21 protein-coding genes are annotated in these 19921 nt (G+C 65.6%); 6 read left to right on the top strand and 15 right to left on the bottom strand.

Translation table 11 applies throughout. The features are described from left to right. Positions 1-7: 7 nt before the first annotated feature. From sdhA to Q8Q80_RS15530, 4 genes are read right to left on the bottom strand one after another with little or no spacing between them, the layout of a single operon-like run. Positions 8-1795: a succinate dehydrogenase flavoprotein subunit gene (gene sdhA, locus Q8Q80_RS15545; RefSeq protein ID WP_305633790.1), complete on the bottom strand. Its 1788-nt coding sequence runs from the start codon at positions 1793-1795 to the stop codon at positions 8-10. After that, entirely contained in the window at positions 1796-2143 is a 348-nt protein-coding gene (sdhD, locus tag Q8Q80_RS15540) for a succinate dehydrogenase, hydrophobic membrane anchor protein (RefSeq protein ID WP_305633789.1), read from the bottom strand. Then, entirely contained in the window at positions 2137-2523 is a 387-nt protein-coding gene (sdhC, locus tag Q8Q80_RS15535) for a succinate dehydrogenase, cytochrome b556 subunit (RefSeq protein ID WP_305633788.1), read from the bottom strand. Before sdhC ends, sdhD begins: the two co-directional genes overlap by 7 nt. A gap of 56 nt (positions 2524-2579) precedes the next feature. After that, a complete protein-coding gene (locus tag Q8Q80_RS15530; protein ID WP_257096545.1) occupies positions 2580-3308 on the bottom strand; it encodes a GntR family transcriptional regulator in 729 nt (242 codons plus the stop codon). 223 nt (positions 3309-3531) lie between these two features. Between Q8Q80_RS15530 and Q8Q80_RS15525 the strand changes: the two genes are divergently transcribed. From Q8Q80_RS15525 to Q8Q80_RS15510, 4 genes are all read left to right on the top strand, one after another. Next, the gene (locus tag Q8Q80_RS15525; RefSeq protein ID WP_305633787.1) at positions 3532-4524 is read left to right on the top strand and encodes a malate dehydrogenase; all 993 of its coding nucleotides are present in this window, start codon (positions 3532-3534) and stop codon (positions 4522-4524) included. A gap of 69 nt (positions 4525-4593) precedes the next feature. Then, on the top strand, positions 4594-5589 hold the full coding sequence (locus tag Q8Q80_RS15520) for a CoA ester lyase (RefSeq protein ID WP_305633786.1): 996 nt from the start codon (positions 4594-4596) through the stop codon (positions 5587-5589). Between the two features lie 6 nt (positions 5590-5595). Continuing rightward, positions 5596-6489 carry an FHA domain-containing protein gene (locus Q8Q80_RS15515; RefSeq protein ID WP_305633785.1) on the top strand — a complete coding sequence of 298 codons (894 nt, stop codon included), beginning with the start codon at positions 5596-5598 and terminating at the stop codon, positions 6487-6489. Between the two features lie 54 nt (positions 6490-6543). Further along, positions 6544-7722, top strand: a complete 1179-nt coding sequence (locus Q8Q80_RS15510) for a PLP-dependent aspartate aminotransferase family protein (protein WP_305633784.1) — start codon at positions 6544-6546, stop codon at positions 7720-7722. A 41-nt stretch (positions 7723-7763) separates the two neighbouring features. Here the strand turns inward: Q8Q80_RS15510 and Q8Q80_RS15505 are convergent, their stop codons facing one another. The 4 genes from Q8Q80_RS15505 to Q8Q80_RS15490 form a co-directional block, all read right to left on the bottom strand. Further along, entirely contained in the window at positions 7764-7955 is a 192-nt protein-coding gene (locus tag Q8Q80_RS15505) for a deoxyribodipyrimidine photo-lyase (RefSeq protein WP_305633783.1), read from the bottom strand. 7 nt (positions 7956-7962) lie between these two features. Next, positions 7963-8418 carry a DUF3429 domain-containing protein gene (locus Q8Q80_RS15500; RefSeq protein ID WP_305633781.1) on the bottom strand — a complete coding sequence of 152 codons (456 nt, stop codon included), beginning with the start codon at positions 8416-8418 and terminating at the stop codon, positions 7963-7965. A gap of 5 nt (positions 8419-8423) precedes the next feature. Beyond that, a complete protein-coding gene (locus Q8Q80_RS15495) occupies positions 8424-9611 on the bottom strand; it encodes an FAD-binding domain-containing protein (protein WP_305633780.1) in 1188 nt (395 codons plus the stop codon). 111 nt (positions 9612-9722) lie between these two features. Further along, the gene (locus tag Q8Q80_RS15490; RefSeq protein ID WP_305633779.1) at positions 9723-10661 is read right to left on the bottom strand and encodes an AEC family transporter; all 939 of its coding nucleotides are present in this window, start codon (positions 10659-10661) and stop codon (positions 9723-9725) included. Positions 10662-10873: 212 nt separating this feature from the next. On the opposite strand from Q8Q80_RS15490, the gene Q8Q80_RS15485 reads away from it, so the two are divergent. Continuing rightward, positions 10874-12145 (top strand): EAL domain-containing protein, encoded by a 1272-nt coding sequence (locus Q8Q80_RS15485; protein WP_305633778.1) that lies wholly within the window; start codon positions 10874-10876, stop codon positions 12143-12145. A 50-nt stretch (positions 12146-12195) separates the two neighbouring features. Here Q8Q80_RS15485 and Q8Q80_RS15480 read toward each other — a convergent pair whose 3' ends face one another. Beyond that, positions 12196-14676, bottom strand: coding sequence for an ABC transporter permease (locus Q8Q80_RS15480; RefSeq protein WP_305633777.1), 2481 nt, complete (start codon positions 14674-14676; stop codon positions 12196-12198). A gap of 84 nt (positions 14677-14760) precedes the next feature. On the opposite strand from Q8Q80_RS15480, the gene Q8Q80_RS15475 reads away from it, so the two are divergent. Beyond that, positions 14761-15486 (top strand): uracil-DNA glycosylase, encoded by a 726-nt coding sequence (locus Q8Q80_RS15475; RefSeq protein ID WP_305633776.1) that lies wholly within the window; start codon positions 14761-14763, stop codon positions 15484-15486. On the opposite strand, the gene queF is transcribed toward Q8Q80_RS15475, so the two are convergent. The 6 genes from queF to tmk are packed head-to-tail and all read right to left on the bottom strand — an operon-like array spanning position 15467 to position 19888. Next, entirely contained in the window at positions 15467-16315 is an 849-nt protein-coding gene (gene queF, locus Q8Q80_RS15470) for an NADPH-dependent 7-cyano-7-deazaguanine reductase QueF (protein ID WP_305633775.1), read from the bottom strand. The genes Q8Q80_RS15475 and queF overlap by 20 nt on opposite strands. Then, entirely contained in the window at positions 16315-16950 is a 636-nt protein-coding gene (locus tag Q8Q80_RS15465; protein WP_305633774.1) for an ankyrin repeat domain-containing protein, read from the bottom strand. The genes queF and Q8Q80_RS15465 overlap by 1 nt, the downstream gene beginning before the upstream one ends. Beyond that, a complete protein-coding gene (locus Q8Q80_RS15460; protein WP_305633773.1) occupies positions 16947-17744 on the bottom strand; it encodes a TatD family hydrolase in 798 nt (265 codons plus the stop codon). Before Q8Q80_RS15460 ends, Q8Q80_RS15465 begins: the two co-directional genes overlap by 4 nt. A gap of 59 nt (positions 17745-17803) precedes the next feature. Beyond that, positions 17804-18169: a PilZ domain-containing protein gene (locus tag Q8Q80_RS15455; protein ID WP_305633772.1), complete on the bottom strand. Its 366-nt coding sequence runs from the start codon at positions 18167-18169 to the stop codon at positions 17804-17806. Positions 18170-18217: 48 nt separating this feature from the next. Beyond that, entirely contained in the window at positions 18218-19270 is a 1053-nt protein-coding gene (holB, locus tag Q8Q80_RS15450; RefSeq protein WP_305633771.1) for a DNA polymerase III subunit delta', read from the bottom strand. Next, entirely contained in the window at positions 19271-19888 is a 618-nt protein-coding gene (tmk, locus tag Q8Q80_RS15445; RefSeq protein WP_305633801.1) for a dTMP kinase, read from the bottom strand. It lies immediately after the preceding gene. Positions 19889-19921 lie beyond the last annotated feature (33 nt).

Here is a 19921-nt window from a genome sequence, read left to right as displayed (position 1 = left end):
GTGATCCTCAGTAAGCGCGCTTCTTCAGCGCGATGGTGTCTACGGTCAGCGGCGTCATGTTCACCGGCTTGTAGTCGAGCTTGTTGCCTTCGCGATACCACAGCGTGTGCTTGAGCCAGTTGGCGTCATCGCGGCCGTCCGGAAATTCCGGGCTGTCGATCGCGTCGTCGCGCACGTGGGCGCCGCGCGATTCAGTGCGCGCATTGGCCGACACGATGGTCGCCTTGGCGACTTCGATCAGGTTGTCCAGTTCGAGCGCTTCGAGCCGCGCGGTATTGAATACCTTCGACTTGTCCTTGATCTCGGTGCTGGCGACCTGCTGCTCGATCTCGGTGATCTTGCTGACACCTTCATCCAGCATGTTCTTGAAGCGAAACACGCCGCAGTGAGCCTGCATCGTGCGCTGCATGGCCAGGCGGGTGGCACCGACCGCAGTGCCGCCGGTCTGCGTGTCGAGCCGGTTCAGGCGCGACAGCGAGTAGTCGGCCGCGTTGGCCGGCAAGGGCTTGTGCGCCGCCGGTTGCGCCTTGATGTATTCGACCATCGACTCACCTGACGACTTGCCGAACACCAGCAGGTCGAGCAGCGAATTCGTGCCCAGACGATTGGCGCCGTGCACCGATGCGCAGGCGCACTCGCCGGCCGCGTAGAAGCCCGGCACCGGCTCGCTCGGGTTGCCGTTCTTCGGCATCACGACTTCGCCATGGTAATTGGTCGGAATGCCGCCCATCTGGTAGTGACAGGTCGGCACCACCGGCAGCGGCTCCTTGATCGCGTCGACACCGGCAAACTGGATGCCGATCTCGCGGATGCCCGGCAGGCGCTTCATGATGGTGGCCGGATCGAGGTGGGTGATGTCCAGCATCACGTGATCCTTGTTCGGACCACAGCCACGACCTTCGTTGATTTCGGTCACCATGGCACGCGACACCACGTCGCGCGACGCCAGATCCTTGGCATTCGGTGCGTAGCGCTCCATGAAGCGCTCGCCGTCGGCGTTGCGCAGGATGCCGCCTTCGCCGCGCACGCCCTCGGTGATCAGCACGCCCGCGCCGGCCACGCCGGTCGGGTGGAACTGCCAGAACTCCATGTCTTCCAGCGGAATGCCGGCACGCGCCGCCATGCCCACGCCGTCACCGGTGTTGATGAAGGCATTGGTCGAGCTGTAGTAGATGCGGCCGGCGCCACCGGTGGCGAACAGCACCGCCTTGGCGTGGAAAACGTAGACCTCGCCCGACTCCATTTCCATCGCGGTCACGCCGACCACGTCACCCGCGTCGTCGCGGATCAGGTCGAGCGCCATCCATTCGATGAAGAACTGGGTGTTGGCCTTGACGTTGCGCTGGTACATCGCGTGCAGCATCGCGTGACCGGTGCGGTCGGCGGCCGCACAGGAGCGGCGCACCGGCTTTTCGCCGAAGTTCGACATGTGGCCGCCGAACGGGCGCTGATAGATCTTGCCGTTGTCGAGGCGGTCGAAAGGCATGCCGTAGTGTTCCAGCTCGACCACGACCTCGTTGGCCTTGCGGCACATGAATTCGATCGCGTCCTGGTCGCCGAGCCAGTCGGAACCCTTGACCGTGTCGTACATGTGCCAGTGCCAGTGGTCTTCCTCGGAATTGCCGAGCGAAGCGGCCACGCCGCCCTGCGCGGCCACCGTATGGGAGCGGGTCGGAAACACCTTCGACAGCACTGCGGTGCGCAGGCCGGCTTCCGACAACTGGATCGCGGCACGCAGACCTGCGCCGCCGGCACCGACGATGACTGCATCAAACTTGCGAATGGGTACGCTCACTTACAGTCTCCACAAAACTTGCGCTGCCCAGCCCAGATAGCCGATCAGCAACAGCAGGGTCACCGCATGCAGCACGAGGCGCACGCTGGTGGGCTTGATGTAGTCCATGTAGATGTCACGCACGCCAACCCACGCGTGGTACATCAGCGACGCGAAGAACAGGAGGGTCGCAAAACGCATGAACCCACCGGCGAACAGACCACGCCAGTTGTCGTAGTTCAATTCGCCCATGAAAAGCACACCAACGGCGAATATCAGCGTGTACACCGCCATCACGACCGCAGTGATGCGCTGGCCCAGCCAGTCCTTCAGCCCGTAATGGGCACCGACAACAACTCGAGTCACCACAGTTTCACCCCCAGAATCACGGTAAGCGTCAGACTCACGACCAGTACGGCAACAGAACTCTTGCGCGCGGCAGCCAGTTCCAGCCCCTGATGCATGTCGAGCAGCAGGAAGCGGATGCCGGCGCAGAAGTGGTGCAGATAGGCCCACATCAGGCCCAGCAGCAAGAGCTTCGCCAGCGGATGACCCACCACTGTGCTGAAGGTATCGAAGGTTTCCGGCGAGCCGAGACTGGCGGCGAACAGCCACAACAGCAGCGGCAGACAGAGAAACAGCCCGGCACCGCTGATCCGGTGCAGGATGGAAACGATGCCCGGTATCGGCAGCCGTATTGCGGTCAGCTGCAGGTGTTTCGGTCGGGTCTTGCTGGCTGTATTGGCCATCTGGCTCGCTCTCCTAGAATGATCGTGTGGCAGGAAACGGGACTGCGCCGGCTCTGCTAACTCAGGGTGTTCAGGTAGTAGTGATCAGCGGTGGAGCACAGGCCACGCCGCCATTCGACCGGTTCGTCATCATAGGTATAGGCGACACGCTCGACCGACAGCAGCGGCGTGTTTTCCTGCACCTCAAGGTATTCGGCGCTCTGGCGATCTGCCGGCACGGCGCGCAGGCGCTCTTCGGCACGCACCATGCGTACGCCGAAGCGCGTTTCGAAAAAGGAGTACAGGGAGCCCTGGTGTTCCTTGAGCACATCGAGATTGAGCCCGGGGAACAGGTCTCCGCGCAGATAGATTTCGTCTATCACGACCGGCTTGCCGGCGAACTTGAGCAAACGGCGCACGATGATGATCTGCGAGCCCACCTCGACGTCGAGCGTGCGGGCCACTTCCTGGCCCGCGCGGGCCCGCCAGCATTCGAGCGGCACGCTCTGCGATGTTTCGATGCTGCCGTTGATCGGAGCAAGGCGGAGAAAGCGGAAGAAGGCGCGCGGATCGTGATGCGTCGCAACAAAGGTGCCTTTGCCCTGTTTGCGTACCAGCAGGTTGTCCGCCGCCATCTCGTCGATGGCCTTGCGCACCGTGCCCTGACTCACGCTGAAACGCTGCGCCAGTTCGGTTTCGCTCGGTATCGATTCACCCGGACGCCATTCGCCGCTCTGCAGCGCCTGGGTCAGCAGCACGCGTATCTGGCGATACAGCGGACTGAACGTTGGGGATTCCTGTGCCATGCAACAATTTCATCACAGAAATCCCATCACGTCTACAAGCTGTCTCATGTCTTATATATGATATAAATCGTCCCCGCGCTGACAGGCGCCGGGAAGCCCGGCATGTGTTCCGCTTCGACACGTCTGTTTTGTGCTGTGTGTCAAAACACTGCAGGTCGGCCATAATCCTGCCGCGCACAACGCACTTTTACGCTCCACTCCCATCCTCATCCAGGAGACTCACATGTCAAAGACGCCCCTCCGCGTCGCGGTGACCGGCGCCGCCGGTCAAATCGGTTATGCCCTGCTGTTCCGTATTGCCAGCGGCGAAATGCTGGGCAAGGACCAGCCGGTCATCCTTCAACTGCTCGACCTGCCGCAGGCCCAGAAGGCGCTGACCGGCGTGATGATGGAACTGGACGACTGCGCGTTTCCGCTGCTCGCCGGCATGGTCGCCACCGACGACCCGAACGTCGCGTTCAAGGACGCCGACTTTGCCCTGCTGGTCGGCGCCCGCCCGCGCGGCCCCGGCATGGAGCGCAAGGACCTGCTGACCGAAAACGCCAAGATCTTCACCGTGCAGGGTGCCGCAATCGGCACGCACGCTGCCCCGACCTGCAAGATTCTGGTGGTCGGCAACCCCTGCAACACCAACGCCTACATCGCGCTGAAGACCGCTGCCAAGGCCGGCGGCCGCGTACCCGCAAAGAATTTCACCGCCATGCTGCGTCTGGACCACAACCGTGCGCTGTCGCAACTGGCGACCAAACTGAACCGGCCGGTCGCGTCGTTCCGCAAGATGGCCGTGTGGGGCAACCACAGCCCGACGATGTATGCCGACTACCGTTTCGCGACGTCGAATGGTGACAGCGTGGCCCAGCTGGTGAACGACCAGGAGTGGAACGCCAAGACCTTCCTGCCGACCGTCGGCAAGCGCGGCGCCGCCATCATCGAGGCGCGCGGCCTGTCGTCGGCTGCCTCGGCCGCCAACGCCGCCATCGACCACATGCGCAACTGGCATCTGGGTTCGGATGGTGACTGGGTGACCATGGGTGTGCCGTCGGATGGTTCGTACGGCATTCCGGAAGGCCTGATCTTCGGCTTCCCGTGCATCTGCGCCAATGGCGAGTACAGCATCGTCAAGGGCCTGGAAATCGACGAGTTCTCGAAGCCCTATGTGGCCAAGACACTGGCCGAACTGGAAGAGGAACGCGCCGGCGTCGCCGACCTGCTCTGATCCGTCAGGCTTGAAACAGAAGAAGCGGCCCGGTAACGTGGCCGCTTTTTTCTTGCCCGGACATCCCGCATGACTCCAGCCGCACCGGTTCATCCACGCGACGTCCTCTATCAGGGTGAGCGGGCTTTCCCCATCCTTCCGGCCGTCGACCACTACGCCGGCTCGGAAAAGCTGATGCGCAAGGCGCTCGCGCTGCAGGGCGAGCGGGGCCCGGTGTTCGACCTCACCTGCGACTGCGAAGACGGTGCCGCAGCCGGCAACGAAGAGGCACACCGCCTGCTGTGCGCGTCCATCATCAATGATGCCGACAACCTGTACGGGCGGGTTGGCGTGCGCATCCACGACGTCACGCATGCGCAGTGGAAAGCCGACATGGATGTGCTGGTCGGCGAAGCCGGCGACCGGCTGGCCTTCATCACGCTGCCCAAGGCGCGCTCCGCCGACGATGTGCGCACCCAGCTCGACTGGCTGCGCACCTGCGAAACGCTGGCCGGTGTGAAACGCGACATTCCGGTGCATGTGCTGATCGAAAGCCACGGTGCGCTGCATCAGGTGTGGGACATCGCGCGCCTCGACCGCGTCGAATCGCTCGACCTCGGGCTGATGGATTTCGTCAGCGCCCATCACGGCGCGCTGCCAGGCGACGCGATGAAAAGCCCGAAGCAGTTCGAGCACCCGGTCATCGTGCGCGCCAAGTGCGAAATCGCCGCCGCGGCGCATGGGTGCGGGGTGGTGCCGACGCACAACGTCACCACCGAAATCCGCGACATCGAACACATCCGGCGCGACGCCGGACGCGCACGTCACGATTTCGGCTTCATGCGCATGTGGAGCATTCATCCGAACCAGATCGAGCCTATCCTGAGCGCCATGCGACCGGATTTCAGCGAAGTCGAAGACGCCATCGCCATCCTGTGCGCGGCGCAGGACGCGAGCTGGGGCCCGACGCGCCACCGCGACACGCTGCACGATCGCGCGTCCTACCGTTACTACTGGGAACTGCTGGCGCGTGCCCACGCCACCGGCATGGGCCTGCCGGATGCAGTGCGACAACGGTTCTTCTGATCCGACATGCCGACCAGCCCGCCCCGTACCCGTGAATGTGCCGTGCTGTTTGCCGATCTGGTCGGCAGCACGCAGCTTTACGAACGCATGGGCGACACCGCAGCGTTCGCGCTGATCGACCGCTGTCTGCGCACCATGTGCGATTCGGTGATCGGCAGTTCGGGCACCGTGATCAAGATGACCGGCGACGGCCTGCTGGCGGTGTTCCGCGCCTGCGACCACGCGGCCGAAACGACGCTGGCCATCCATCGCGACATCGACGGTCTGCCGCTCGCCAAGCACTTTTCACTTGGCGTGCGCACCGGCTTCCACTTCGGCCCGGTGGTCGAGTCGGGCAATGACATCTTTGGCGAGTCGGTGAACATCGCGGCGCGACTGTCGGAGCTGGCCAGCCACGGCCGCGCCATCGTGTCGACCGAAGCAGCGGTGCGGCTGAGCGAACACTGGCAGCCGAAGATCCGCCCGATGCCGCCGCGCGTGGTCAAGGGTGTCGCACGCTCGGTCGAACTGTGCGAACTGCGCTGCGAACATTCCGACCACGTCACCCAGATCGGCGGTCTGACGATGAGCAGCGGCCGGGTCGAAATGCGCGTTTATCACGGTGGCCGCGTCTGGCTGCTGGGCGATGAACATCCGCGGCTGCGCATGGGGCGCGACATCGATGTCGACATCGGCATCAAGGACGCGCGCGCGTCGCGCCAGCACTGCGACCTCGAATTCAGGCGCGACCGTTTCGTGCTGACCGACCGCTCGAGCAACGGCACCTTCGTCACCATCGAAGGCCGGCAGGAATTCGCGCTGACCCGCGAAGAAGTGGTCATCGACGGCCACGGCTGGCTGGCTTTCGGCTCGCCGCGCAGCGCAGCGAGCGATGTGGTCGAGTTCTTCTGCCTCGGCTGATCGCACCGAACCTGCGGCGTATCCTCAGCGACTTGTGCAGATTGGAAGTCTTTAATGGACCACGCCCGAAAGTATCTTCTCGCCACCCGCGCGATCCACGGTCACAGCACCGACGACGCCTACGGCAGCCCCTACCCGCCGATCTACAACACCACCACCTTCGGGTTCGATTCAACGGCCGACCTGCTCGACGTGATCGACGGCCGCACGCGCGGCGGGCTGTATACGCGTTACGGGCTGAACCCGACGATCCAGGCGCTGGAAGAAACGCTCGCCGGACTGGAATCGGCCGAGGCCGCGTGGGTGTTCTCCTCCGGCATGGCGGCGCTGAGCGCGCTGTTCCTGACACATGGCCGCGCAGGCATCGTCTGTGTCGGTGACGCCTATGGCGGCACGCTGGAACTGCTGGAGCAGCAACTGCCCGGCCTCGGGCTGCGCACGGATTGCATCCTCTCCAACGAACCGGACAAGCTGGACGCCCTGCTGGTCGATGGCGTGAAGCTGGTGTTCTTCGAAACGCCGACCAATCCGACGCTGGACATCGTCGATATCCGCGCCATTGCCGGCAAGGCGCATGCGCACGGCGCGCTGGTCGCCATCGACAACACCTTCGCCTCGCCAGTGAACCAGCGTCCGCTGGAACTGGGAGCAGACCTCGTCATGCACAGCGCGACCAAATATCTGGGCGGTCACAGCGATCTCACCGCCGGCGTACTGATGGGCAGCAAGGCGCTGCTCGAACCGGTGTGGGCCTGGCGCAAGAACCTCGGCACCGTGCCGTCACCGGAAACCGCCGCGCTGCTGTCGCGCAGCCTGCGCACGCTGGTCGTGCGCGTGCGTCAGCACAATGCCAATGCGCAGGCGGTGGCCGAGGCCATGGCGCGTCACCCGACGATCGCTCGCGTGCACTACCCGGGCCTGCCGGATGCGCCGGGCCATAGACTCGCGAAGGCGCAGATGGACGGCTTCGGCGGCATGTTGAGCATCGTCGTGCGCGGCGACGGCAGCGAAGCCACCCGCGTCGCCGACCGCCTGCGCCTGATCAGGCTGGCGCCCAGCCTGGGCGGCGTCGAAAGTCTGGTCACCCAGCCGTGCACCACCACCCATCATGGCCTCGCACCGGAAGAGCGCGCTCGACGCGGCATTCCGGACGCGATGCTGCGGCTGTCCATCGGCATCGAAGACGCCGATGACCTGATCGCGGATCTGCAGCAGGCGCTCGGCGACGCATAGCGCGGATACGCGGGCGCGTGCGGGTGGGTGCGTGACCCGCGCTAGAACCCGCAGCCCATCTTCCGTCCATCATCGGCCTTCGCCTTTCGATGACGACGCACGCCTTCGCGATCGGGGTTGCGGCTGCCGTGCTGCACGAACACGCGGCGAGCTTCGGCACCGGCCAGCGCCGCCGCGCGCAGCGGCGCGTGATCGGTGATGCGCAGGTCGCGCTTGAACCAGACGACCTGCATCGCCGGTTCAGGGCATCGCCAGCGCCGACGCGGCGAGGCAGATCGTGACGATGACGCTGAGCAGCGTACGCAGTTGCATGTACCAGGGTTCGAGCGTCAGCGTGCGCGCGAGCCGCGCGTCCATCCACCAGCAGGCGGGCACGGCGGCGCACAGCAGCCAGAAGCCGGTGCCGAGCGGCGCCAGCAGCGCCAGCCAGGCCAGCAGCGAGGGCAGCACGCCCCAGCCGAGCGCCTGCAACAACGCAGCCCGATCGAGCGTGGCATCGCGCATCGCCAGCCCCCAGTGCAGCGCACCGATGAAACTGACGATGGTGGCCGCATACGCCAGTTGGGCGAACGCCACCCAGCCGCGTGGCGCGGCGTCAACATACATCGCGACAGTCAGGCCGACGAACGGGATCAGCCCGGCCAGACCGAGCACCCGGGCCGGCGCGCGCGCCAGCGGATTCAGCACGGTACTCATGGGCGTCAGCGGTGCCAGGGCCTACCCACTTCGGCTTCCGGCGCCACGCTTTGCCAGAAGCGGGTGAAAGACGGCATGGCGCGCGGCGGGTCGTCGAACTGCCGCGCCACCGGTTCGGCCAGCATGCCTGCCTCGGCGATCACCTCCCGGTAGCCCGGGTTGTGCGTCTGCATCGTCATCAGGCGCACACCGCCAAGTTGTCGATGCAAGGCCTTCGCATCGCCGACGACGATGCCGTCGCAGGCATCCCGCATGCGGGTCAGCACGAACCGCCAGCGTGCCTCGCTCCACGCAAAGCGCTCGTGGAACGACGGCTCGATCCAGCCGATCACCCGCCCCTGCGGCGGACAACCGAGCGACCACGGGTGCATCAGCCACACTTCGTCGTCCTGCGGCATCGACCAGTTGTCGGGGTCCGGCACGGAACCGACCGGCGGCTCGTCGATCGCTTCGGCACGCAGACTGTGCGGCCCGCAATCTCCGCCGTGACGGGCATGCTGGTCGAGCGCGTCGTATCCGGCATCGAGCACCGTATTGCGACTGGCCCACTGCGGTGCGTAGCGCTCGACGTTTTCCGCGTTGAACAGATAGGGCTTGCCGGTCAGCGTACCGGCCACCCACTGCCAGGACAGCGTGTTGGACGCCAGATCGCCGTCCAGCAGATGGCGATACATCCACATCGCCCCGGCGCGCCAGTCGGTCTTGCGCAGATGCACGACATAACTGGCCAGCCACATCCGCGCGTGGTTGTGCAGATAGCCCGTGCGGTACAGCGCGCGCACTGCCTGATCGATCACCGGCACACCGGTGCGCCCTTCGACGACATCCTGCGGCATGGCCGGCGCGTACTGCGCGGCAGGCGGCGGGCGGCGCGACTCGAAAATGTCGTCGCCCCAGTGCCTCCAGAGGTGATGGAAATATTCGCGCCACGCCAGTTCGAACACGATCTTGTCTTCCGGTGCCAGCACACAGCGCTGCGACAAACGCTCGATCACCTGAGGCACATCGACGAAGCCGTGCGTCAGGTAAGGCGACACGCGGCTCACGGCGCCATCGATGTGGTTGCGCGTACGGGCATACGTCTGGGGCTGGATGGCATCGATGCGTGCCAGTGCCGCGGCGACGGTCGCCGGAAAATCTGCCGGACCACCGGTGGCGCCGGCAAAGTGCGGGTCGGAAAACAGGTCTGTCATGTCGGTTCGGTCATCAGTGGCTGCTGAGGACACAGACCCGGACACGCGACAAAAAATCCCGCTGTCGCAGGACAAGACTCCGACGACGGCCGGAAGGAAATTGCGCGAAGACTAACGGCTGACCAGCGCGAGCATCAGTGGCGTCGTCACCGCGGCCAGTGCGGTCGACAAGAGCAGGCTGCCGGCCACCGGACCCTGCATGACCTGGAACTGGCGTGACATCAGATAGACGTTGGCGCCGACCGACAGTGACGCAAGCAGCACGACGGTGCGCGTTTCGGTTTCGGGCAGCCCCAGCGCCACGGCCAGCCCCCAGACGATCAGCGGATGCAGGCCCAGCTTGAGCACGCTGATCGATGCGCTCTGCCGCCAGTGCGAACGCACACCGAATTCGGCCAGCCCCATGCCGAGCGCAATCAGCGACAGCGGCAGCGCCGCGTCGGCCAGCATTTTCAGCGGCTGATCGATCAGCCCGGGCAGCGTCAGTCCGCTCAGACCGAACACCGTGCCGGCGAGAATGGCGGCCACCAGCGGGTTGGTCAGCACGCCGCGCACGGTCTTGCCGAATCCGGCCAGGGTCAGCGCACCGTGGCGCGCCCACTCCACCGATACGGTCACCAGGGTCCACAGGATCAGGGCGTTGAATACCACCACCAGCGCCGCCGACGGCATCGCCGACTCGCCGAGCAGCGTATGCGTCAGCGGCAGACCGAGCAGCACATTGTTGGAGAACACGCCACCCAGCGCAAACAGCGATTGCGACACGCCATCGAGGGCGAACAGCCGCGCCGACACGAGGCGTCCGATCACGAACACGATCAGGCAGGCACCGAAAAAGGCGATCAGCAGGCGCGCATCGACGGGCGGCAGGCCGGCAAAGCCGCTCATCAGGCGAAACAGCATCGCCGGCAGTGCAATCGTGAACACGAATTTCGCCAGCGCATCGGCGCCGGCCTTGTTCCAGCCACCCCATTTCATGATGGCGTAGCCGACGAATACCAGCGCAAACAGCGGAGCCGCCAGCAGGATCTGTTGCACGGCCGGATTCATGGATGCACCGCACGGCAGTCCGGGCAGCATGTGGAATGCGAACGACGGGGGAGTTCGAACACGGAAGCGGGCGGCAACTGCGAAGGATGAACGACGCGCAGGATAGCAGCGGGCGCCTGTGCCATCACGGGGACACGCATTCAAGAGTGCACGGTGCCCTGCCGTTAGCACAACTTAACTTCTCCATTCGAGCGTCCTTCATGCCCCAAGCAATGTTAGCAGTGGTAACGGAGGCCGAAACGCCCTGCGGTGCCGACATCGTCCACAGCGCCAGTGGCGTGTCGGCGCGATACAAGGGTTTGAAGCTGACCAGTCACTTCCAGCCCATCTTCAGCCTGTCGCACTGTCGCGCCATCGGCCACGAAGGCCTGCTGCGCGCGGCCGACGCCGACCTCAACCCGGTTGCACCGGGACGGGTCCTCGCGAGCACCTCGGGCTACGAAGATCTGCGCTATCTCGACCAGCTGTGCCGTTATCTGCATGTGAATAACCATTCGGTCCACGATACGCACGGCGGCTGGCTGTTCCTGAACATCCATCCGGAAGTGTTCAGGCGCGGCCCGGACAGCGATCTGTCCGATTTCCTGCCCGAGTTGTGCGAACACCCGGACATCGACGCACGCCGCATCGTCGTCGAAGTCATGGAGCAAGCCGTATCGGAACACGCCGGCTTTGCCCGCACGGTCGAATACCTGCGCGAAATGGGTTGCATGATTGCGCTCGACGACTTTGGTGCCGGCCATTCGAATTTCGACCGCATCTGGTCGCTGCAGCCGGAAATCGTCAAGCTCGACCGATCCTTCGCGATCAAGTCGGTGGACGATCCGGCGGCCCGTCGCCTGCTGCCGCAGATCGTCAGCCTGATCCACGAAGCCGGCTCGCTGGTTCTGCTCGAAGGCGTCGAGACCGAAGCACAGGCCCTGGCCGCGTTCGATTCGGACATCGATTTCGTACAGGGCTTCTATTTCGCAATGCCGGCCGCCGCGCCGGTCGATACGCGCGAAGTCAGCCCGGTGATCAATGCGTTGTGGGAACGCTTCAACACCACGCGCGGCAACGGTGCGCAGCGTTACCGCGAATTGATCGGTCCCTACATCCACGCGATGGGCGGCTGCGCCGTGCTGCTCGAAGAAGGCATGCCGATGGACGAGGCCTGCCAGGCCTTCCTGCAACTGGAACGCGCCGACTGCTGCTTCCTGCTCGACGACCAGGGCCGTCAGGTCGGCCGCAATGTGCGTCCGGCCAATTCAGCCGGCCCCGAAGAAAGCCAGTACCGCGCGCTATCGATCAACCGCCATGCCCGCTGGTCGCGTCGACCCTACTTCCGGCGCGCGGTCGACAATCTGGGCAAGGTGCAGGTCACCCGTCCCTATCTGTCGATTTCGTCCGGCGTGCTGTGCGTCACCGTGTCGGTCGCCTACCGCGACTGGGACGACGAATTGCGCGTGCTGTGCGGCGACCTGCACTGGCCGCAGGTCGTCTGACGGGCAGCGCTGTACACCTCGCACATCGTGTGATGCACATCTGACGCGCATCAGGCGGCGCGCAGGCTGGCCAGCGCCGGTGCGCGCAGCGCCGCACGCAGGCCCAGCATGCCGGCGCCGACCACGGCCAGCGTACTGAACAGCATGCCGCCCAGCGGCTGGACGATGGACGGCACGTAGTGCAGCTGGAAGGCTTCGCGCGCCAGCACCATCGTCATCACGACGGCGCCTGCGGCAGCCAGCATGCCGGCGAGCGCACCGAGCAGCGCGAATTCGGTCAGCAGTGACGCCCGGAGCTGACGGTTGCGCGCGCCCAGCGTGCGCAGCACCGCCAGTTCGAAGCGGCGCTCGTCATGCGTCGCTTCGATGGCCGCGAACAGCACGACCACGCCCGCCAGCAGCGCAAAGCCGAACACCACGCTGACCGCCGCCGACAGCTGGTCCATCAGCGCGCGGAACTGGCGCACCACGGCATCCACGTCGATCGCGGTCAGATTCGGGAAACGCGCCACGAGCTCGTTCGTGAAGGCGGCCGAGGCCGCCGGCAGGTGGAAGGACGTGATGTAGCTGGCCGGAAAGTCCTCGAGCACGCCGGGCGAGGCAACGACGAAGAAATTCACGTTCATCGAGTCCCAGGCCAGCTCGCGCAGGCTGTGTATCGTCGATTCGACGCGCTGACCGGCGATCTCGAACGTCAGCCGGTCGCCGACGCGCAGCCCCAGTTCCTTCGCCAGCCCCGCTTCGACCGAAAAACCCGGCTGATCGGCCCTCCATGCGCCATCGACGATGCGGTTGCCGACCTGGAAGGTGTCAGACCAGGACAGGTTGAATTCGCGCTCGACCAGCCGCTGGGCGCGAATCGAGTCGTAGTTGTCGGGCGACGCCGGCTTGCCGTTGATGGCGGCCAGCCGGGCGCGCGCCATCGGCAGCAGTTCCGGCGGTGTCAGGCCGGCGCGTGCAAATTCCTCGCGTACGGCACCCAGCTGGTCAGGCTGGATGTTCAGGATGAAGCGGTTCGGCGCGTCTGCGGGCAGGCGGTTGTGCCACGCATCGAGCAGGTCGCCGCGCACGATCACCAGCAGCAGCACTGCCGTCAGACCCAGTCCGAGGGCGGCGATCTGCATGACCGACGCAGCGCGGCGCCGGGTCAGGCTGGCCAGGCCGTAGCGCCAGCCGCCGGCCGTGCCGCCGCGCAGCCGCGCCACGGCGGCCAGCGCGAGCCAGGCCACGGCGGCATAGACCCCGCACGCGATGACGAACCCGCCGACCACCACCAGACCGAGCGTCACATCACCCGCCATCAGCACGATCAACGCCGACAGGCAGGCCAGACCGAAGCCGTAAGCGCCCCACGAAATGCGGTCGGTTTCGTCCCATTCGCGACGCAGCACGCGCAGCGTCGACACCCGGCGCAGGCGCAGCAGCTGCGGCCAGACGAAGCCCAGCATCAGCGTCATGCCGACGGCGAAGCCGTACACCAGCGGCAGCGGTCCCGGCTGCGGCAGCTTCGCGACGAACAGCCCGGCCAGCAGCGCTTCGACGCCGAACTGGGTCACGTAACCAACCGCGCACCCGGCGGCACAGGCCACGATGCCGACCAGCGCGAATTCGATCAGGAACAGCCGCGTCAGCCGCGCCTGCGTGGCGCCCAGGCAGCGCATCACGGCACAGCCATCCAGATGCCGCTGCATGTATCGGCGCGCCGACAGGCCGACCGCCACCGCGGCGAACACCACGGCCAGCATGGCGGCCAGACGCAGGAATTTCTGCGCCCGGTCGAGCGCTCCGCGCACTTCGGGCTGGGCTTCATCGACCGTCTCGATCTTTTCGCCCGCCGTCAGCTTCGGCTTGAGCCATGACGCATAGCTGCGCACGACGGCATCTTCACCCGCCAGATGCAGCCGGTAACTGATGCGGCTGCCCGGCTGGATCAGCCCGCTCGCCGGCAGGTCGGCCGCGTTGAGCATGAGTCGCGGCACGATGGCGAAGAAACTGGCGCCGCGGTCGGACTCGAACGTGAGCACCGCCGCCACCTTCAGCGTGAGCTGGCCCAGCATGAGGGTGTCGCCGGTGCGCACGCCCAGCGCGCTGGTTGCACGTTCGTCCAGCCACACGGTGCCTGGTGCGGGCAGCGAACGGGTTTCCGCATCCGGCGCATTGAGTTCCGGCGCCGTGCGCAGCTTGCCGCGCAGCGGGTAACCGTCGGACACCACCTTGACGCCGACCAGCTGGGCGCCATCGGCGCTCGACGCCATGCTGGTGAAGCTCCACGTATTGACGGCGCGCAGACCGCGCGCGCGCGCCTCGTCGGCATAGGCGTCCGGCACCGGGTCGCGCGAAGCGACCAGCAGATCGCCGCCGAGCAGCTGGTTGGCCTCGCTGACCACCGAACGCGACACGCGATCGGTGAAAAAGGACACCGAAGTCAGTGCGGCCACCGCGAGCAGCAGCGCCACCAGCAGGATGCGCAGCTCGCCGGCTCGGAAATCGCGCAGCGCCATGCGCGCGGCAAACATCAGGTCAGCTTTCATCGGGTGCTTTCTGCTTTCGATTTTCCGTGCGGGTTCTTGTCATGCACAATGCGCGCCTTTCGTGTCCGGCCAGTGAGACCTTCGATGTCCGCAAACGATCTCGACAATTTCGTGACCGCAGTCGTCGCCGGCGCGCTCATTCCCGACCCGGGCACGATGTTCAACCCGTGGGGCGACCATGACCCGGTACACGACTGCTCGCCGGACGCCCCGCAGATCCGCGCCGACCATCTGCATCGCTACCTGGCCGCCCGGCTGGGCCGCGCCCGCGTGCTGCTGATCGCCGAGGCACCCAGTTACAGCGGCGCCAAATTCTCCGGCATGGCGATGACCAGCGAACGCGACGTACTGGCGCGCGGTGCCGCCGGACACGGCGACGACTGTTTTGATGACTATTTCGACGGGGGTTTCCGGCGCACCAGCCGCGAGCTGCCGCAGCTCAAGAACCGCGACGGCATGCTGGAACGCACCGCCAGCATCGTGTGGGGCGCGATGCGCGACCAGAACTGGCCGGCACGCGACTTCGTGCTGTGGAATGCCGTCGCCTATCACCCTCACCTGCCGGACCAGCCGCTGACCAATCGCGCCCCCAGCGTGACCGAGCGGCGCGCGCTGCGGCCGTTGCTGGAACAGTTCCTCGCGCTTTTTCCGGGCGTGCCGCGACTGGCGATCGGCCGCATCTGCCAGGCCAGCCTGGCCGACATGGGCATCGACGCGCTGCCGGCACGTCACCCCAGTTACGGCGGCGCGCCCGAGTTTCGCGCCGCGGTCAGCGCGCTGCGCGACCGGCTCACTGACGGGCAAGTTTGACGAAGCGCGCGTCCGGCTGTTCGAAATTGCTGCGCCAGGGATTGATGTCCAGCCCGCCACGCCGCGTGTAGAAGGCGTTGACCGTCAGACGCTCGGGCCGGCAGCGCTGCAGCAGATCCATATAGATCCGCTCGACGCAGTGTTCGTGGAAATCGGCGTGGTTGCGGAAGGACACAACATAACGCAGCAGACCTTCGCGATCGATGCGCGGGCCGCGATAACGCACCATCAGGGTCGCCCAGTCCGGCTGCAGCGTGACCGGGCAGTTGGTTTTCAGCAGGTCGGAGCGCAGGCACTCCTCGACCGGATCACCGCCCGCCGACAGCAGTGAGGCGTCCGGCTGGTAGCAGTCGAAACTCAAATCGGGTGCATCGATCGAGTCGCCCGGCAGTGCGACGCCCTGCTCCCCGACCAGCGCCGGCAAGGCGTCGAGCGCATACAGCTCGACCATCACACCCGACTGACAGGCGGCCGACAGATCGGTTTCGATCAGCGCCCGCACCGCTTCGCGCGACACCATGCGTTCGTTGTTGTAGCTGTTCAGGTAGAGCTTCAGCGATTTGGATTCGACCATGCACAGGCTGTCGGCCGGAATGTCGAAGCGGCCGATCGCCACCTGCGGTTTACCGTGCGGGTCCAGCCAGGATATTTCCCACGCGTGCCAGCGATCGATGCCGGAAAACGGCAGCGGATGGCCCTGCAGCAGACCGAGCGACTGGCGCGATGCGATGCGCTGCATCGGGAACAGCAGCCCCGCGTCGTAGCGGTCCGGGTAGTCGGTGCTGCGCCCGAGCGGCGAATGCGACGGCAACTGGCGTTCGTCGTCCATCACGGCCCCATCGACTTGCGGATCAGCGCCGCTGCGTCGGTATTGCCGACCTTCAGCGCCCAGTCAATCGCCGTTTCGCCGTCGCGCCCGCGCACCCGGGCATCGGCACGCGCCGCGAGCAGTACGCGCACGGTGTCGATGTTGTTGCTGCGCGCGGCCAGCATCAACGCGGTCGCGCCATTCGGTGCCAGCGCATCGACCGGCGCACCGCGCGCGATCAGCGCCTTCAGCGGCGCGCTATGCCCCTGCATGGCGGCGTAATGCAGCGCCGACCAGCCCTGCGTATTGACCGGGTCGGCGCCCTTCGCCAGCAGCAGGTCGACCACTTCGGCATGGCCGTTGTACGCCGCCACCGCAAGTGCGGTTTCGCCGACCGCATTGACGGCTTCAAGTCTGGCGCGGCGGTCGAGCAAGGCCTTGACCAGATCGAGGTGACCGGCACGCGACGCGATGATCAACAGCGTTTCGCCGCGCGGATCGACCGAATTCACGTCCAGCCCGCGATCGACGAAGGCCGCCACGGTGCGCGCGTCGCCCAGATTCGCGGCATTGATCAGGTCGTCGTAGGCCGCGCCCAGCACGCCGCTGGTCGCCGCAAGGCAGGTGCTCAGCACCAGAAGGCGCAGTGTCTTCATGCTGCCACTCCGAGGCGACCGGCCAGCCGCGCGGCGTTGCTGAACACGCGGAAGAAGTTGTCGCTGGTGACGCGGGCGACGTCGTCGAGCGACATGTCGCGCACGCGCGCCAGTTCTGCGGCCACATGCGGCACGAAGGCGGGCTCGTTCATCTTGCCGCGGTAAGGCACCGGCGCGAGGTAGGGCGAATCGGTCTCGATCAGCATGGCGCGCGCCGGAATGGCCCTGGCCACATCGCGCAGCGACTGCGCATTCTTGAACGTGATGATGCCGGAAAAGGATATGCAGAAACCCATGTCGATCGCCGCTTCGGCCACGTCCAGCGATTCGGTGAAACAGTGCATGACGCCGCCGACCTCATGCGCCTTTTCCTCGCGCATGATGGCCAGCGTGTCTTCGGCCGCCGACCGGGTGTGGATGATGAGCGGCTTGCCGCATTCGCGTGCAGCACGGATGTGGGTGCGGAAGCGGGCACGCTGCCATTCGAGGTCGCCGGTCAGGCGGAAGTAATCCAGCCCGGTTTCGCCGATCGCCACCACGCGCCGATGGTCGGACAGCTTCACCAGTTGCGCGACATCCGGTTCGGTCACGTCTTCATAGTCCGGATGCACGCCCAGCGAGGCGAACACATTGTCGTGCCGGTCGGCCATGGCCGTGACGCGCGGCCACTGTTCGATATTGACCGACACGCACAGCGCGTGACTCACCTGCTGCGCCCGCATGTTGGCAATCAGTTCGTCCTCGCGGACGGCCAGGTCGGGAAAATCGATGTGGCAGTGTGAATCGATGAACATTGAAGAACCGGAAAGAACGTATTCGTTGGGGTCGCCCGGATCACGCCCGGGCGGCCCGGTCAAAGCGTATGGGTCTGCCGGCTGGACGCCAGATGGGTGCCGATGACGGATTCGATCTTGGCGCGGGCCGCCTTGCTGCTGTCGTCTTCACCGAAGCGCAGGCCGATGCCTTGCTGCTTGCCGCCCTGCGCGTCCGGCGGCGTCACCCACGCGACGGTGCCCTGGATCGGCAACTTGGCCGGATCGTCCATCAACTGGAGCAGCAGGAACACCTCGTCGCCGAGCTTGTAGACGCGGTTGGTCGGCAGGAATATCCCGCCGCCCTTCAGGAAGGGCATGTAGGCGGCGTACAGCACCGATTTCGAGCTGACGGCGAGTGACAGTACGCTGCGGCGGTTGCCCGACGTGACCTGCGGTTCGCTCATTCCTGTTGTCCTGGGGTCGGCTGACATCAAGTACATCAAGTGATTCGCTCAGCGTGGCGCCCGGAACAGCCTGGCGTAACGCAGCAGCATGTCTTCCACGAAAAGGCGGGCGTTCAGCGGGTGATGCGCCAGCGCCCGTACCTTCAGCAATTCATTGTACCCACGCAGCACGGTCGCGACATCGCTGCGTTGTGCAAGCGCTTGCAACGCCGCCTGCCGCGCCACGAAAACGCGCGGTGCGCCGGCCGTCGACTGCATGACCAGATCCGCCATCCAGCGCTGCAGCCAGGTCACCAGCGTCGGCAGGTCGGTCAGCCCGGGCTCGCCCTTCTTGCGGCCCTGCAGCCAGCCGGCCCAGCGCGCGGCGACTTCCAGCGGTGCATCAATTGCGTGCCTCGATACATCATCGACAAACTGGCTCTGAATCTGAGCGTCTTTCGATGCCGCAAGATCGCGTGCATGCAGCGGCGCTCCCGCGCACAGCGCCAGCGCATCGGCCGCCTGCGCGACACCCTGGGCCTTGAGCCAGGCCGTCGACTGTTCGATCGACGGCAGGTGGAAGGGGAGCAGCCGGGTGCGGCTGCGTATCGTCGGCAACAGATTTCTCGGCCGGTCAGAAATCAATAAAAACAATGTATTTACCGGCGGTTCTTCAAGTACTTTGAGAAGTGAATTGGCGGATTCGGACAGCATGGCTTCGGCCGGATACAGCAGCACCACGCGGTAGCCGCCCTGGTGCGATCCCACACCGAGCCGTTCGATGACGGCGCGTACCTGCGCGATGCGGATCAGTTTCGACTTCGCCTTGCCGCCTTCGCCGTCCTCTGCGTCGTCGCCCTCGCCCGCTTCGTCGTCGAGCGCTTCCGGGCGTACCGTCAGCAGGTCGGGATGATTGTCGGTCGTGATCAGCACACAGGACGCGCACGCACCGCAGGCGGCTTCAGTGCCGCGGGCGCGTTCGCACAGCATGCGCGCCGCAAGCGCTTCAGCGAATTCGCGCTTGCCGACACCGGACGGACCGGCCAGCAGCAGCGCGTGCGGCATGCGGTCCGCCCCGGCGAGCAACTGATTCCACTGCGGCTTCAACCAATCATGAATCATTCAATTACAATAGCTTGAAATTATTTCTTCGAGTTGATTCGAGACAATACCCGGGGACATTGAGGCATCGATGACCCGCATGCGCGCCGTGTTGGCGGCAGCCCGTTCGAGATAGGCAGCCCGTACGCGGTTGAAGAAGTCGGCCTGTTCGCGCTCGAACCGATCCGGGTCGCCGCCACTCGCGGCCAGGCGTTGCGCCGCCACTTCGCACGGCAGATCGAACAGCAGCGTCAGGCCCGGCTGCAGACCGCGCTGCACCCACTGCTCCAGCACGCCGAGACGGGCCGCATCGATGCCGCGACCGCCGCCCTGATAGGCGAAGCTGGCGTCGGTGTAACGGTCGCACAACACCCACTCGCCACGCGCCAGCGCCGGTTCGATTACCTGTGCCAGGTGTTCGCGACGGGCGGCGAACATCAGCAGTGCCTCGGTATCGGCATGCATGGCTTCGTGCAGCAGCAATGCGCGCAGCGATTCGCCCAGCGGTGTGCCGCCCGGCTCGCGTGTCAGCAGCACGGTGTCGCCGCGCGCGCGCAACCAGTCAGCCGCGTGGGCGATCTGGGTGCTCTTGCCGGCGCCATCCATGCCTTCGAAAGTGATGAAACGGTACGTCTGCATCCGTATGGCAGCCTTGCCTGCGTTCATCGTGTC

This window comes from Methyloversatilis sp. (genome assembly GCF_030698125.1).
GTDB lineage: Bacteria > Pseudomonadota > Gammaproteobacteria > Burkholderiales > Rhodocyclaceae > Methyloversatilis.
Note: the sequence above shows the minus strand (reverse complement) of the source record. Positions and strands in the feature narration are given on the sequence as shown.

Excerpts from the sequence above, each read along its gene's own strand:
- Q8Q80_RS15495 (WP_305633780.1), bottom strand. The coding sequence starts at position 9,611 with ATGACAGACCTGTTTTCCGACCCGCACTTTGCCGGCGCCACCGGTGGT.
- Q8Q80_RS15490 (WP_305633779.1), bottom strand. The coding sequence starts at position 10,661 with ATGAATCCGGCCGTGCAACAGATCCTGCTGGCGGCTCCGCTGTTTGCG.
- queF (WP_305633775.1), bottom strand. The coding sequence starts at position 16,315 with ATGGACGACGAACGCCAGTTGCCGTCGCATTCGCCGCTCGGGCGCAGC.
- holB (WP_305633771.1), bottom strand. The coding sequence starts at position 19,270 with ATGATTCATGATTGGTTGAAGCCGCAGTGGAATCAGTTGCTCGCCGGG.
- Q8Q80_RS15455 (WP_305633772.1), bottom strand. The coding sequence starts at position 18,169 with ATGAGCGAACCGCAGGTCACGTCGGGCAACCGCCGCAGCGTACTGTCA.
- Q8Q80_RS15530 (WP_257096545.1), bottom strand. The coding sequence starts at position 3,308 with ATGGCACAGGAATCCCCAACGTTCAGTCCGCTGTATCGCCAGATACGC.
- Q8Q80_RS15525 (WP_305633787.1), top strand. The coding sequence starts at position 3,532 with ATGTCAAAGACGCCCCTCCGCGTCGCGGTGACCGGCGCCGCCGGTCAA.
- Q8Q80_RS15500 (WP_305633781.1), bottom strand. The coding sequence starts at position 8,418 with ATGAGTACCGTGCTGAATCCGCTGGCGCGCGCGCCGGCCCGGGTGCTC.
- Q8Q80_RS15480 (WP_305633777.1), bottom strand. The coding sequence starts at position 14,676 with ATGAAAGCTGACCTGATGTTTGCCGCGCGCATGGCGCTGCGCGATTTC.
- Q8Q80_RS15475 (WP_305633776.1), top strand. The coding sequence starts at position 14,761 with ATGTCCGCAAACGATCTCGACAATTTCGTGACCGCAGTCGTCGCCGGC.
- sdhC (WP_305633788.1), bottom strand. The coding sequence starts at position 2,523 with ATGGCCAATACAGCCAGCAAGACCCGACCGAAACACCTGCAGCTGACC.
- Q8Q80_RS15485 (WP_305633778.1), top strand. The coding sequence starts at position 10,874 with ATGTTAGCAGTGGTAACGGAGGCCGAAACGCCCTGCGGTGCCGACATC.
- Q8Q80_RS15515 (WP_305633785.1), top strand. The coding sequence starts at position 5,596 with ATGCCGACCAGCCCGCCCCGTACCCGTGAATGTGCCGTGCTGTTTGCC.
- Q8Q80_RS15465 (WP_305633774.1), bottom strand. The coding sequence starts at position 16,950 with ATGAAGACACTGCGCCTTCTGGTGCTGAGCACCTGCCTTGCGGCGACC.
- Q8Q80_RS15460 (WP_305633773.1), bottom strand. The coding sequence starts at position 17,744 with ATGTTCATCGATTCACACTGCCACATCGATTTTCCCGACCTGGCCGTC.
- Q8Q80_RS15520 (WP_305633786.1), top strand. The coding sequence starts at position 4,594 with ATGACTCCAGCCGCACCGGTTCATCCACGCGACGTCCTCTATCAGGGT.
- Q8Q80_RS15505 (WP_305633783.1), bottom strand. The coding sequence starts at position 7,955 with ATGCAGGTCGTCTGGTTCAAGCGCGACCTGCGCATCACCGATCACGCG.
- Q8Q80_RS15510 (WP_305633784.1), top strand. The coding sequence starts at position 6,544 with ATGGACCACGCCCGAAAGTATCTTCTCGCCACCCGCGCGATCCACGGT.
- tmk (WP_305633801.1), bottom strand. The coding sequence starts at position 19,888 with ATGCAGACGTACCGTTTCATCACTTTCGAAGGCATGGATGGCGCCGGC.